Origin of the sequence: Brevundimonas sp. TWP3-1-2b1, assembly GCF_049896165.1 — a bacterium.
Classification (GTDB): Bacteria; Pseudomonadota; Alphaproteobacteria; order Caulobacterales; family Caulobacteraceae; genus Brevundimonas; species Brevundimonas subvibrioides_B.
The window spans coordinates 74,153-86,610 of the sequence record NZ_JAFCTT010000003.1; the positions used below are offsets into that span (position 1 = coordinate 74,153).

General features: G+C 68.2%; 13 protein-coding genes. 8 read left to right on the plus strand and 5 right to left on the minus strand.

Annotated features, from left to right (window positions below):
- Window positions 1-133 precede the first annotated feature (133 nt).
- The 5 genes from mnmG to ACP7AB_RS03855 are packed head-to-tail and all read left to right on the plus strand — an operon-like array spanning window position 134 to window position 4,572.
- Window positions 134-1,999, plus strand: a complete 1,866-nt coding sequence (gene mnmG / locus ACP7AB_RS03835) for a tRNA uridine-5-carboxymethylaminomethyl(34) synthesis enzyme MnmG (RefSeq protein ID WP_425990357.1) — start codon at window positions 134-136, stop codon at window positions 1,997-1,999.
- Window positions 1,999-2,628 (plus strand): 16S rRNA (guanine(527)-N(7))-methyltransferase RsmG, encoded by a 630-nt coding sequence (gene rsmG / locus ACP7AB_RS03840; RefSeq protein WP_425990355.1) that lies wholly within the window; start codon window positions 1,999-2,001, stop codon window positions 2,626-2,628. The genes mnmG and rsmG overlap by 1 nt, the downstream gene beginning before the upstream one ends.
- 1 nt (window position 2,629) lies before the next feature.
- Window positions 2,630-3,457, plus strand: coding sequence for a ParA family protein (locus tag ACP7AB_RS03845; protein ID WP_426046101.1), 828 nt, complete (start codon window positions 2,630-2,632; stop codon window positions 3,455-3,457).
- A gap of 21 nt (window positions 3,458-3,478) precedes the next feature.
- Window positions 3,479-4,369 (plus strand): ParB/RepB/Spo0J family partition protein, encoded by an 891-nt coding sequence (locus tag ACP7AB_RS03850; protein WP_425990351.1) that lies wholly within the window; start codon window positions 3,479-3,481, stop codon window positions 4,367-4,369.
- A 26-nt stretch (window positions 4,370-4,395) separates the two neighbouring features.
- Window positions 4,396-4,572, plus strand: coding sequence for a hypothetical protein (locus tag ACP7AB_RS03855; RefSeq protein ID WP_425990349.1), 177 nt, complete (start codon window positions 4,396-4,398; stop codon window positions 4,570-4,572).
- A 338-nt stretch (window positions 4,573-4,910) separates the two neighbouring features.
- Here the strand turns inward: ACP7AB_RS03855 and holA are convergent, their stop codons facing one another.
- The 4 genes from holA to ACP7AB_RS03875 form a co-directional block, all read right to left on the minus strand.
- Window positions 4,911-5,963 (minus strand): DNA polymerase III subunit delta, encoded by a 1,053-nt coding sequence (holA, locus tag ACP7AB_RS03860; protein WP_425990347.1) that lies wholly within the window; start codon window positions 5,961-5,963, stop codon window positions 4,911-4,913.
- A gap of 10 nt (window positions 5,964-5,973) precedes the next feature.
- Window positions 5,974-6,456 carry an LPS assembly lipoprotein LptE gene (lptE, locus tag ACP7AB_RS03865; protein WP_425990345.1) on the minus strand — a complete coding sequence of 161 codons (483 nt, stop codon included), beginning with the start codon at window positions 6,454-6,456 and terminating at the stop codon, window positions 5,974-5,976.
- The gene (leuS, locus tag ACP7AB_RS03870) at window positions 6,457-9,012 is read right to left on the minus strand and encodes a leucine--tRNA ligase (RefSeq protein WP_425990343.1); all 2,556 of its coding nucleotides are present in this window, start codon (window positions 9,010-9,012) and stop codon (window positions 6,457-6,459) included.
- Between the two features lie 82 nt (window positions 9,013-9,094).
- Window positions 9,095-9,550: a DUF3576 domain-containing protein gene (locus tag ACP7AB_RS03875; protein ID WP_425990341.1), complete on the minus strand. Its 456-nt coding sequence runs from the start codon at window positions 9,548-9,550 to the stop codon at window positions 9,095-9,097.
- Window positions 9,551-9,944: 394 nt separating this feature from the next.
- Here ACP7AB_RS03875 and ACP7AB_RS03880 point away from each other — a divergent pair, with 394 nt between their 5' ends.
- Window positions 9,945-10,337 carry an NtrZ family periplasmic regulatory protein gene (locus tag ACP7AB_RS03880; RefSeq protein ID WP_425990339.1) on the plus strand — a complete coding sequence of 131 codons (393 nt, stop codon included), beginning with the start codon at window positions 9,945-9,947 and terminating at the stop codon, window positions 10,335-10,337.
- Here ACP7AB_RS03880 and ACP7AB_RS03885 read toward each other — a convergent pair.
- Window positions 10,334-10,939, minus strand: a complete 606-nt coding sequence (locus ACP7AB_RS03885; RefSeq protein WP_425990337.1) for a thiamine phosphate synthase — start codon at window positions 10,937-10,939, stop codon at window positions 10,334-10,336. The two genes, ACP7AB_RS03880 and ACP7AB_RS03885, sit on opposite strands and share 4 nt — an antisense overlap.
- Window positions 10,940-10,982: 43 nt before the next feature.
- Here ACP7AB_RS03885 and ACP7AB_RS03890 point away from each other — a divergent pair, with 43 nt between their 5' ends.
- Window positions 10,983-11,708: a YggS family pyridoxal phosphate-dependent enzyme gene (locus ACP7AB_RS03890; protein ID WP_425990490.1), complete on the plus strand. Its 726-nt coding sequence runs from the start codon at window positions 10,983-10,985 to the stop codon at window positions 11,706-11,708.
- A gap of 60 nt (window positions 11,709-11,768) precedes the next feature.
- Complete coding sequence (locus ACP7AB_RS03895) at window positions 11,769-12,455, plus strand: response regulator transcription factor (RefSeq protein ID WP_303694776.1); 687 nt, start codon at window positions 11,769-11,771, stop codon at window positions 12,453-12,455.
- Window positions 12,456-12,458 lie beyond the last annotated feature (3 nt).

Sequence of the window (12,458 nt, forward strand, 5' to 3'; positions counted from 1 at the left end):
TTGGCCGCCGGCCGCCCGGCGTGTTTCACGTGAAACACCTCCCGCTCAGGCGGGGAGACGCCACGCGTCGAGCGTTGGCGCCACATGCATGTGTGAGTGGCGTTTTCGGCCCATCTCGCCTATGTCCCGCCCCATGAGCTCCCCCTCTTCCTTCGACGTCATCGTGATCGGCGGCGGCCATGCTGGCTGCGAAGCCGCCGCGGCGTCCGCGCGCGCCGGCGCCCGCACCCTGCTGCTGACCCAGACGCTCGAGACGATCGGCGAGATGAGCTGCAACCCGGCCATTGGCGGCCTGGGCAAGGGCCATCTGGTCCGCGAGATCGACGCCCTCGATGGCCTTATGGGTCGGCTCGGAGACAAGGCCGGCATCCAGTTCCGTCTGCTGAACCGCTCCAAGGGCGCCGCGGTGCGCGGCCCTCGCAGCCAGATCGACCGGCGCCTGTACCGCGAGGCCATGCAGGCCGAGCTGGCCGACTACCCCAACCTGACCCTGATGGCCGGCACGGCGGAGGCCCTGATCCTCGACAGAGACCGGGTCGTCGGCGTTACGACCGGAGAGGGTGTCTCGCTCCGCGCGGGCGCCGTGGTCCTGACGACCGGCACCTTCCTCAACGGCGTCATCCATCGCGGCGACGAGCGGATTCCCGCCGGCCGTCATGGCGAGGCGCCCTCAACGGGTCTTGCCGCCGACCTCTATGGCGCCGGACTGCAGATGGGGCGGCTGAAGACCGGAACGCCTGCACGCCTCGACGGCCGCACCATCGCCTGGGACCGGCTCGAGATGCAGGCGGCCGATGCCGAGCCCGTGCCGTTCAGCTTCCTGACCGACCGGATCGACGTGCCCCAGATCGCCTGCGGCATCACCCATACGACCGAAGAGACCCACGCCATCATCGCCGCCAATCTCGGCGAAAGCGCCGTCTATGGCGGCAAGCTGACCGGGGTCGGTCCGCGCTATTGCCCCTCGATCGAAGACAAGGTGGTCCGCTTCGCCGACAAGACCTCCCACCAGGTCTTCCTGGAGCCCGAGGGCCTGGACGATCCGACCGTCTATCCCAACGGCATCTCCACCTCGGTCTCGCCGGGGACGCAGACCGCCTTCCTGCGCACCATGCCGGGGCTGGAAAAGGTCGAGGTGTTCCGCTTCGGCTATGCGATCGAGTACGATTATGTCGATCCGCGCGAACTGACCCCGGCGCTGGAGGTCAAGCGTCGTCCGGGCCTCTATCTGGCCGGTCAGATCAACGGTACGACCGGGTATGAGGAGGCAGGCGCTCAAGGGTTGATTGCCGGCCTCAACGCCGCCCGCGCCGCCGCCGGATCCCCGGAAATCGTGCTGGGGCGGGACCAGGCCTATATCGGCGTCATGATCGACGATCTGGTCACGCGTGGGGTGACCGAGCCCTACCGGATGTTCACCAGCCGCGCCGAGTACAGGTTGACTCTCCGCGCCGACAACGCCGATCAACGGTTGACCCCGCTCGGCATTGAGGCCGGAATCGTCTCTTCGGAGCGTCGGCGCGCCTTCGGGATCAAGGCCGCGGCCCTGGCCGATGCCACACGGCTCGTTCGCGAGACCCGGTTCACGCCCAACGAGGCCCAGGCCCTCGGCATCGCCGTCAATGCGGACGGCCAGCGCCGATCGATGCGCGATCTGCTGGCCTATCCGGGCGTCGATCTGTCCGCCTTCGCGGCGGCCTACCCCGTCATCGGCGACTGGAGCCCGGCCGTGCGCGAACAGGTCGAGATCGACGCGGGCTATGCCGGCTATCTGGATCGTCAGACCGCCGACGCCGAGGCCCTGCGCCGCGAGGAGGCCCTGATGCTTCCGGCCAACCTCGACTATGCGGCGATCGGCGGCCTTTCGCACGAGGTCCGCGAGAAGCTGTCGCTGGTCCTGCCGCGGACCCTGGGCCAGGCGGGCCGCATCGAGGGCGTGACCCCCGGTGCGCTCACGGCCCTGCTGTCCCATGTAAAAAAAGCGGCGGTCGCCGCCTGATGACTGCCGAGGAATTCCAGAAGGCGACCGGCGCCTGGCCGGAACGGATGGCCGATCTCGAACGGTTTCGGGTCATGCTGACCGAGGCCAACGCGGTCATGAACCTGGTCGGGCCGGACAGTCTGCCTGACTTCTGGAACCGGCACGCCTGGGACTCGGCCCAACTCCTTGATCTCGCTGGTTTCGCGCGGACCTGGGCGGACCTGGGTGCGGGCGCAGGGTTTCCCGGCGTCGTGCTGGCCATCCTCTTGAAGGGGCGGCCGGACGCCCACATCTGGCTGATCGATTCCCTGCAGAAGCGCTGCCGCTTCCTGCAGACCATCGTGGACGAACTGGCCCTGCCGGCGACCGTCGTCTGGGGTCGGGCCGAGGAACAGGCGCTCAAGGTCGATGTCGTCACCGCGCGCGCCGTGGCGCCGATGGAAAAGCTGCTGGGTTATGCACAGCCCTATCTGTCTCGCGGTGCACAAGGTTTGTTTCTCAAGGGAGAGAAGGCCGAGGCGGAGTTGCAGGCGGCCTCCAAGTCCTGGCATGTCGAGGCCGAGCTTTCGGTCTCGCGCAGCGATCCGGGGGGCCGCATCGTTACCGTCCGGAGCCTTCGCCCCCGTGGAAATCAGCAACGTGGTTAGTATGACCAAGTCCGTCCCAGGCTCTGGCCCGAAGAAGGCTCCGCGCGTCCTCGCCGTGTCCAACCAGAAGGGCGGGGTGGGCAAGACGACGACCGCGATCAATCTGGGCACGGCGCTGGCCGCTATTGGCGAGAAGGTGCTGATTGTCGACATGGATCCCCAGGGCAATGCCTCCACGGGTCTGGGCGTTCCACGTGAAACACGCCGGATCACCATCTATGACGTGATCGTCGACGGTCGGTCCGTCCATGATGCGGCCGTACCGACGGCCGTGCCGGGCCTGGACATCATTCCCGCCGACGCCGACATGTCGGGCGTCGAGATCGAGCTCGGCCAGGCCGATCGCCGCTCCTACCGCCTGCGCGACGCGCTCGCGGGACAGGGCGGGGAGGGCCATACCGGGTATGACTATGTGCTGATCGACTGCCCGCCGTCATTGAACCTGTTGACGCTCAACGCCATGGCCGCCGCCGACGGGGTTCTGGTCCCGCTGCAGTGCGAGTTCTTCGCCCTCGAAGGGTTGACGCAGTTGATGAAGACGATCGAGATGGTCCGTCAATCATTGAATCCGACGCTCGAAATCCAGGGTCTGGTCCTGACCATGTATGACCGCCGCAACGCCCTCTCGGGACAGGTGGCTGCGGACGTTCGGAGCCACTTCGGGGACAAGGTCTATGACGCGGTCATCCCCCGGAACGTGCGGGTGTCCGAGGCGCCGTCCTTCGGAAAACCCGTTCTGATCTACGATCTGAAATGCACGGGCAGCCAGGCCTATCTGAAGCTCGCCAAAGAAGTTGTCGGTCGCGAACGCCGCCGCCTCGCCGCCTGATCATCATACGGAATCAAGAGTTTGTCTGAACGTCAAAGAGGTCTGGGCCGCGGCCTGTCCGCCCTGATGGGCGAGTCGATCAATGAGGCTGTGCCGGTCGCGTCGGGCGCAGTTCTGCCGACCGGCGTGCTGTCGGTCCCGATCGAGAGCCTGAAGCCCAACCCTGATCAGCCGCGCAAGCAGTTCACCAAGGCGGACCACGACGAACTGACCCAGTCGATCCGCGACAAGGGCGTGCTGCAGCCGATTCTGGTGCGTCAGCAGCCCGGCGAGGACGGCGTCTGGCAGATTATCGCCGGCGAGCGCCGCTGGCGCGCGGCCCAGGGCGCGCGCCTGACCGAGGTGCCGGTCATCATCCGCGAGATGGACGACCTCGAGGTGCTGGAAGTCGCCATTATCGAGAACGTCCAGCGCGCCGACCTCAACCCGCTGGAGGAGGCCGCGGCCTATGGCGTGTTGATGGAGCGGTTCGGCCGCACCCAGGACGCGGTCGCCGGCATCGTCGGCAAGTCGCGCAGCCATGTGGCCAACACCCTGCGCCTGACGCAGCTGAGCCCCGGCGCCCGCGGGCACGTGCTGGACGGCCGCCTGTCCGCCGGTCACGCCCGCGCCCTGCTGACGGCCAGGGACCCGGATACGCTGGCCGATCAGGTCGTCGCCCAGGGGCTGAACGTCCGCCAGACCGAGGCTCTGGCCCGCAAGTCGCAGGACGAGCAGAAGCCGAAGGCGGGGAAGAGCTCGGCAGACCAGGCGTCCGCATCGCCCGACATCGCCGCCCTGGAACAGGATCTGGCCGATGCCCTGGGCGTCAGGATCGCGCTGGCCGACAGGGGCGGGAAGGGCGAACTGACCCTGTCCTACGCCAGCCTGGAACAGCTGGACGACCTCTGTCGCCGGTTGATGCGCGCCTGACTGCGCGAGCGTGCTAGGGTGGGGTCATGACCGACACGCCTGAAACCGCCTCTGAAGCCCTGAAACGCGTCCTCGCCGCCAAGAAGGCCGCTACGCCCGGCCACGCCGCCATGAACGGCGGCAAGGGCGAGGAACGCGCCGCTGCCGCCAAGAGCGCCGCCCTGGCCAAGCCCGCCTTCCGCAAGGCGTCGAAGCGGGGCTGATTGCGGTCAATGCCGAGCGAACTGCAGTGCGGTTCGTTCGAGGTGATTTCGACTACGCTAGGAATGCGAAATCGGACGATGTCGACGACGATGGCTACAGCCATTGGTGCGGATGACTGCAATTTCGGCAAAGACTGTTGCCTGAACCTCTCCTCCCCGTCCGAAGGATGGGGAGGTGGCAGCGAGCCCTTTGCGAGCTGACGGAGGGGGTGATCGGGTCTTGCCGGGCAAGTACGCGCCAGCCCTCCTCAAAAATCACCTCGCCCTTTCCGTCACGGCGCTGAAGAAGCGCCGCGCCACCTCCCCATTCGCCAAGCGGCGAACAGGGAGGAGACGGATTACAGCCCCAGTCTGCGGGCTCTCGCAGCGATCTCCAGCAGGAGTCGTTCGGCAATCAGATGCTCGGGCATCCCCGTCGTCTTCGTCGCCACATCGGCGGTGTTGACGCTGTCCTGCACGACGTCGAGCTCTTCCAGCCTCCAGGCGCGGGCCTGACGCAGCATCTCGGCCTCCTGTTTCCAGAACACGCCGGCGGCCTTGGCGGCCTCCTTGGCCCCGGCGCCCGAGCCTTGAAGCACATTGATCCGGCGCAGCTTGCCGAGATGGATCGACGCGCAGCGCACCGCCATGACCGCGCTTTCGCCTTCGGCCAGGGCGCGTCTCAGCCCGCCTTGCGCCGGAGCGGGGCGTCCGCCGAAGGCCTGCAGCGCCGCATCGGCGAGCGAAGCGTCCGCTTCCACGCCCAGATGCGCCTCCAGCTCCTCGACATCGATGGTCCGTCCCGATCCCGGACCGACATACAGGGCCAGTCGCTCGATCTCCTGGCGCATCAGCCCGCGCTCGCGGGGCAGGCGGGCGACGAAGGCGGCCAGGGCGTCTGTGGTCAGGCCCACCTTGTCGACGGCGAGAGCTTCGCGCGTCATGCGGGCGATGTCGCCGGCCTCATCCTCGTAGACGGCGATGCCGACCGAACCCTTGCCGGCCTCGGCCGCCTTGCGCAGGGCGGAATCGCGGCCCAGGGCCCCGGCCTCGACCACCAGCATGCAGTCGGGATTGTAGCCGCCGTCGGCATGGATTTTGAGCGCTGCCGCCAGCATCTTGTCGATCGAGGCCTTCTCCGACCCCAGCCGCACGCGGACCAGCCTGCGTCCGCCGATCATCGACAGGGCGGTCAGGGCCTCTTCCAGTCGGGCCTCGTCGCCGTCGATGTCGCTGTCGGTCAGCAGGGTGACGTTGAACGGGTCGTTCAGATCGGGGGTGACGGCCCGGCACAGGATCTCTGCGCGCTCGGCGACGCCGGAGCGGTCCTTGCCGTGGATGACGGCGGCGCGGATCCCGGCGTCCGGCTTCGCCAGGAAGCGGTCGACCTCGGGCCGCTTGGCGAGGATCATGGGGCGAGGATCATGGGGCGGAGAGAGCCCGCATCAGGTCGACCCGGATCAGCCGGGCCAGTTCGGAGGCGGCGCGGTCCTCGCCGTCCTGCTGGGCCGCGATGGCGGCATAGGGCTGGTCGGCGGCGGCGTAGGTGGTGGTGACGGCCTCGGTCCCGGTCAGGGCCGCGCCGCCCGCGACGGGCGTCAGGGTCCAGGCCGCGCGCACGGTCAGCTCATAACGGGTGGCGGTGTCGTCGATCCGGCGGCCCAGCGGACGACGGTTCTGCTGAACGACCGTCTCCAGCCGATACAGGGGCGCGGCGTTGCGGTTCCAGCCGAGAGCGTCCTCCAGCTGCTCGCGCAGGCGGTATCCCAGCCGGTCGTCCTGGGTCGTCACGGCGATCCGGCTCAACGACGGCGATCCGCCCGTATCCCCGTACAGTGGCGTGAATCCGCACCCGGCCAGGAGCAGGGAGGCGGCCGCCAGCGCTGACAGGCTGCGGACCGACATCTAGCCGGCCACCAGGTTGACGATGCGATCGGGCACGACGATCACCTTGCGGATCGATTGCGAGTTGGCTTCCAGATAGGCCTGAACCGCCGGATTGGCGAGCGCCTGGGCCTCGACCGCCCTGGCGTCGGCCCCGCGCGGCATCGTGATCTCGCCGCGGCGCTTGCCGTTGATCTGGATGGGCAGCACGACCTCGTCATCAGCGGCGAGGGCCGGATCGAACACGGGCCAGGGGGCGTCGAGAACCATGCCGGTCTCGCCCAGACGGGTCCAACCCTCCTCGGCGACGTGCGGGGTGAAGGGGGCGACAAGACGGGCCAGGGCCGATAGAGCCTCGCGCCGCGCCCTGCCTGACGCGCCGTCGTGGTCGCGGATCGTGGCCACGAAGGCGTAGAGCTTGGCGATGGCGGAGTTGAAGCGGAAGCCTTCGACGCCTTCGGACACGGCCTTGATGGCCTTGTGTGTTTCCTTGAGCAGCAGGGCGTCGGCGGCCGGATCACCGGCTGTGTCGGCTTCGAAGCTGTCGAACAGGGTCCAGACCCGCTGGACAAAGCGGCTGGCGCCCTCGACGCCGCCGGGGGTCCACTGCACGTCGCGCTCGGGCGGGCTGTCGGACAGGACGAACAGGCGGCCGGCGTCGACGCCGTGCGAATCCAGGATTTCCTGGGGCGCGACGACGTTCTTCTTCGATTTCGACATCTTCTCGACGTCGCCGACGACCACTGGCTGACCCAGTTCGCGATCGACCCAGACGCCGTCGCGCTTCTCGACCTCGTCGGGCGCCAGCCAGTTTCCGTTCCTGGACTTGTAGGTCTCGTGGACCACCATCCCCTGGGTGAACAGGCCGGCGAAGGGCTCCTTCACCGACAGCATGCCGGCGTCGGACAGGGCGCGGGTGATGAACCGGGCGTAGAGCAGGTGCAGGACCGCGTGTTCGACCCCGCCGATATACTGGTCGACGGCCAGCCAGCGATCGGCGGCGTCCTTGTTGATCGGTTCGGCCGCCGTCGGGTCGGTGAAGCGGGCGAAATACCAGCTGGAATCGACGAAGGTGTCGAGCGTGTCGGTCTCGCGCGTCGCGTCCGTGCCGCAGGACGGGCATCTGACGTGTTTCCAGGTCGGGTGGCGGTCCAGCGGATTGCCGGGCACGTCGAAAGTCACGTCGTCGGGCAGGACCACCGGCAGCTGATCGGCGGGAACCTCGACCACGCCGCAGGACGGGCAATGGACCATGGGGATGGGGCAGCCCCAGTAGCGCTGCCGCGAGACGCCCCAGTCGCGCAGGCGATAGATGGTTGCGCCCTTGCCCATGCCGGCCGCCTCGATCCGGGCGATGGCGGCCGCCTTGGCGTCCTCGATCGACAGGCCATCGAGGAAGTCGGAGTGGAACAGGGCGCCCGGGCCCGTATAGGCCTCGGTCTCCACCGCGAAATCATCGCCCGCGCCGTCCGGCTTCACCACGGCCAGGACGGGCAGCAGATATTTGCGGGCGAAATCCAGGTCGCGCTGGTCGTGGGCAGGGCAGCCGAAGATGGCGCCCGTGCCGTATTCCGACAGGATGAAGTTGGCGATCCAGACCGAGACCTCATGCCCGTCGAACGGGTGGACGACCTTCAGGCCGGTGTCCCAGCCGATCTTTTCGGCCTGTTCGATGTCGGCGGTGGAGGTCCCGCCTGCGCGGCACTCGGCGACGAAGGCGGCGACCTTCGGATCGGCCTCGGCCATGGCCCTGGCGATCGGATGGTCGGGCGCGATGCCCATGAAGGAGGCGCCGAACAGGGTGTCGGGGCGGGTGGTGTAGATTTCCAGACCGTCCGGCGAGGCGGCCGGAGCCTCCCCGGCCCATGTCCACGTCATCTGCAGGCCCTTGGACCGGCCGATCCAGTTTTCCTGCATCAGCCGGACCTTGTCGGGCCAGCGGTCGAGGTCCTTGAGCCCGTCGATCAGGTCGTCGGCATAGTCGGTGATGCGCAGGAACCACTGGTTCAGCTTGCGCTTCTCGACCACCGCGCCCGAGCGCCAGCCCTTGCCGTCGATGACCTGTTCATTGGCCAGGACAGTGTTGTCGACGGGGTCCCAGTTGACGACGCCGTCCTTGCGATAGACCAGGCCGCGCCGATACAGTTCCAGGAACCAGGCCTGCTGCTTGCCGTAATATTCCGGGTCGCAGGTGGCGAATTCGCGCGACCAGTCCAGCGACAGGCCCAGCAGCTTCAGCTGGGCGCGCATCGAGGCGATGTTGTCGTAGGTCCAGCCCTTGGGGTGGATGCCGCGCTCCATGGCCGCGTTCTCGGCCGGCATGCCGAAGGCGTCCCAGCCCATCGGGTGCAGGACATCGAAGCCCTGGGCCCGCTTGTGACGCGCCACGACGTCGCCCATCACATAGTTGCGGGCGTGCCCCATGTGGATGTTCCCCGACGGATAGGGAAACATTTCAAGGACATAGTATTTCGGGCGACCCGTATCCCTGGTGACGAAGGCGTCAGCATCGGCCCAGCGCGCCTGCTGGCGCGGCTCTGCGGTCTTGGGGTCGTAACGGGTCGGAGTCGAAGACACGGGAATCCTGAGGGCGAGGGGCGAAGTCCCCCGCGCTCAAGTAGCCCGAAGGGCGGTAGCGCCCAAAAGAAATGAGCGGGCTTTAGCCCGCGTTCGACAGGTTGAGCTGGCGCGCCTTGGTCAGGATCGCGTTTTCCAGGTCGGCCTCGGTCTGGGCGGCCACGGGCGAGGCGGTCCAGTCGCCACCGGCGCTGCGGACTTCCTTGGTCACCGTCACGTTCAGGGCGTCGGCGCGCAGGCGGGTGTCGAGGATGAAGACGGTCGCCTTGAAACGCTCGTTCGGCGTCTGCGGATTGACGTACCAGTCATAGTTCACGACGCCGCCCCACGGATCGGCGGTCAGCAGAGGCATGAAGCTGAGGGTGTCGAGAGTGGCGCGCCACAGATAGGCGTTCACGCCGATGCCGTGCTGCGCTGTCGTGGCGCGAGGAGTCGAGCTTCCGCCCATGAAAGGCAGGCCGCCGCAGGCGGAGAGGAGCAGACCGCCGGTGACAACCAGCGTGGTCGCCAGGACCGTCTTGCCGCGAACAAAACCCATCGAACGTCGTCTCCCTCGGGTGCTGACCCGCCGTGTTCCCGATGCGGGCGGCGGGCGCAAGAGCGCAACGGTCCCGACCGTTCGCCAAGCTCGGCTCTATAACACGCCCAAAAGGGGCGATGACAAGGCAATCCGGACCGGTCCAGCCGTCCGGACGAGACGCTTCGATCCAGATTGGGTCTGTGGAGCGATTCCCCGGCCCGGCGAACACCTTGCCGCCGTCTTCACGTGACGCTTGCGCCACAGGCGGATGCAAGAGTCTGTGGAACCGGGTTGGTTCGGCCTCGTTGCGTTGACCGGGCGGACTACCGGTGTCTAATCGACGGGTCCTCGGTGGAAACACCGGGTTCAGGAACAAGGGTCCGGCGAGAAACGCCGGGTCGAAGGGTTGGAAATGCGTTTCGCTGCAGTCATCGCTGCCTCTGTCGGTCTCGTCGCCCTTCTCGGCGTCGCGGGCGAAGCGTCCGCGCAATCGCGGTCGCGCGCGCCGGCCGTGACCCTGGCCGAAGCGTCCAATGCCCAGCGTTCGACTCCCGCCGCACCGCGTCGCGGCCTGCGCTGGAACGAGAACGGCCGCTGGGGCTTCGACTTCAACCTGAACCAGCCTGTCGGCCGCGAAGCCGAATGGGGCGACGTCGAAGCCGGCGCCTACTATCGCCTGTCGCCGCGCCTGCGCGTCGGCGCCGCCGCCGGCCTGGCCACGCCCGAGCAGGACCCGGCCCGTGCGCCCGAGACCGACCGCCGCGCCCAGCCGCGCGTGCGACTGGAAACCCTGTTCCGCTTCTAGGGCCCGAACGGCCCGGCGATGCCGCCGATCGCCGCCAGTCCGTAGACGCCCGATCCCTGCAATCCGCCTGCATTTCCGGCCGTGATCCCGCCGAGCGCAATGACTCGCGTCCGGCCCTCCGAGGCGCAGGCCAGGGAATTCCGGCCGAGAGCGGGTTTCGCAGAGGACTCCCCGCCCGCCGGGAAGATCGGCGACAGCACCACCGCGTCCAGATCCCGCGCGGCCAGCGCCGCCTCGACCGAATGCACCGCCCCGGTCAGAATCCAGTCCGGCCGCCGCCCCGACAGGGCATAGGCCGCCGGGATCGCCCGTTCCGGCAGATGCAGGCCGTCGGCGCCGACCCGGTCCGCCAGCCCGGCGTCCAGTCCGATCAGCAGGCTCATGCCACGCTCCCGGGTGGCGGTGCGCAGCCGCTCCGCCGTCTCGATCGCGTCCGCCGCGCCGAACGACCGATAGACGACGCCCGATCCCGCCGGCATCCGCGCCGCGATCTCCCAGGGCCTCGGCGTCCGTTCCGGGTCGGTGAACAGCAGCATCGGCGGGACACGCGACCGCCCGCCGCTCCTGACAATGTCGGCGTCGCGGGCTAGAGCCTGAGCCATGGCCCACAATCGGGCTCCGTCTTCCGTCATATCCGGCACGTCCATGGTCGCCTCATCCCCCGCTTCGACGCCCCCGTCTACAGACGACACCTTTGCCGCGCGTCTGGCGACGATCCGGGCGCGCATGGCGGCGGCCACCAGGGCTGCGGGCCGCGATCCGGCCGCGATCACCCTGACCGCCGTGTCCAAGACCCAGCCGGACGAGGCCATCAAGGCCGCCCTCGACTCGGGGCTGCGCGTCTTCGGCGAGAACCGGGTGCAGGAGGCGCAGGGCCGCTGGACCGATCGCCGGTCCGCCCTGCCCGACCTCGAGCTTCGCCTGATCGGCCCCCTCCAGTCCAACAAGGCCGAGGACGCCGTCGCCCTGTTCGACGTCATCGAGACCCTGGACCGGCCGAAACTGATCGGCGCCCTGGCCTCGGCCTCGCAGAAGATCGGCCGCTCACCCCGCCTGCTGGTCCAGATCAACACCGGCGAGGAGGACCAGAAGGCGGGAGTCGCCCCCCGCGACGCCGATGCCCTGATCGCCGCCGCCCGCGCCCAGGGATTGATCGTCGAGGGACTGATGGCCATTCCGCCCGCCGACGAGGAACCGATCCTGCATTTCGCATTGCTGGCCCGGATCGCCGGCCGCAACGGCCTGGGCGTCCTGTCCATGGGGATGAGCGCCGATTACGAGGCCGCGATCCGGCTGGGTGCGACTCACGTGCGGGTCGGATCGGCGTTGTTCGGGGAACGAAACCCGGCTTTCGCGCCCTCTAGTCGCTGATTCCGCGCCAAATTCAGCCGCCGCCTTGGCGTTTGGCTCCAGCCTCGCCATTCTAGACAGATGCCCCCAGCCAAGACCCTGCTCATCATCGACGACGACGACGACCTGCGCGAGGCCCTGGCCGAGCAGCTGGCGCTGCATGAGGAGTTCAAGACCGTCCAGGCCTCGACCGCCACCGAGGGCCTGCGCCTGGGCCGAGAGATCCGCGCCGACCTGATCCTGCTCGACGTCGACCTGCCCGACATGGACGGCCGGGAGGCCTGCCGCCTGTTGCGCAAGGACGGCGTCTCGACCCCCGTCATCATGCTGACCGGGCAGGATTCGGACGCCGACACGGTTCTGGGTCTCGACAGCGGGGCCAACGACTATGTGACCAAGCCTTTCCGCTTCGCCGTTCTTCTGGCCCGCATCCGCGCCCATTTGCGCAGCCACGAACAGTCCGAGGACGCCGTCTTCCAGATTGGCCCCTATTCCTTCCGCCCCGCCGGCAAGATTCTGGTCGATCCCAAGGGCAAGAAGATCCGGCTGACGGAGAAGGAAACCAATATCCTGAAATACCTCTATCGCGCCGGGGCCAAGCCGGTGTCGCGCGAGGAGTTGCTGACCGAGGTCTGGGGCTACAACGCCGGGGTCACGACCCACACCCTGGAGACCCACATCTATCGCCTGCGCCAGAAGATCGAGCCCGAGCCCGGCCAGGCGCGCCTGTTGCTGACCGACGCGGGCGGGTACCGGCTGCAGCCCTAGGCG

What these genes read in the sequence shown, in the direction of transcription:
- lptE (WP_425990345.1), bottom strand. Translation starts at nt 6,456, where the DNA reads ATGTCGGTCCGCAGCCTGTCAGCGCTGGCGGCCGCCTCCCTGCTCCTG.
- mnmG (WP_425990357.1), top strand. Translation starts at nt 134, where the DNA reads ATGAGCTCCCCCTCTTCCTTCGACGTCATCGTGATCGGCGGCGGCCAT.
- ACP7AB_RS03895 (WP_303694776.1), top strand. Translation starts at nt 11,769, where the DNA reads ATGCCCCCAGCCAAGACCCTGCTCATCATCGACGACGACGACGACCTG.
- ACP7AB_RS03890 (WP_425990490.1), top strand. Translation starts at nt 10,983, where the DNA reads ATGGTCGCCTCATCCCCCGCTTCGACGCCCCCGTCTACAGACGACACC.
- rsmG (WP_425990355.1), top strand. Translation starts at nt 1,999, where the DNA reads ATGACTGCCGAGGAATTCCAGAAGGCGACCGGCGCCTGGCCGGAACGG.
- ACP7AB_RS03855 (WP_425990349.1), top strand. Translation starts at nt 4,396, where the DNA reads ATGACCGACACGCCTGAAACCGCCTCTGAAGCCCTGAAACGCGTCCTC.
- ACP7AB_RS03880 (WP_425990339.1), top strand. Translation starts at nt 9,945, where the DNA reads ATGCGTTTCGCTGCAGTCATCGCTGCCTCTGTCGGTCTCGTCGCCCTT.
- ACP7AB_RS03875 (WP_425990341.1), bottom strand. Translation starts at nt 9,550, where the DNA reads ATGGGTTTTGTTCGCGGCAAGACGGTCCTGGCGACCACGCTGGTTGTC.
- holA (WP_425990347.1), bottom strand. Translation starts at nt 5,963, where the DNA reads ATGATCCTCGCCAAGCGGCCCGAGGTCGACCGCTTCCTGGCGAAGCCG.
- ACP7AB_RS03845 (WP_426046101.1), top strand. Translation starts at nt 2,630, where the DNA reads ATGACCAAGTCCGTCCCAGGCTCTGGCCCGAAGAAGGCTCCGCGCGTC.
- ACP7AB_RS03885 (WP_425990337.1), bottom strand. Translation starts at nt 10,939, where the DNA reads ATGGCTCAGGCTCTAGCCCGCGACGCCGACATTGTCAGGAGCGGCGGG.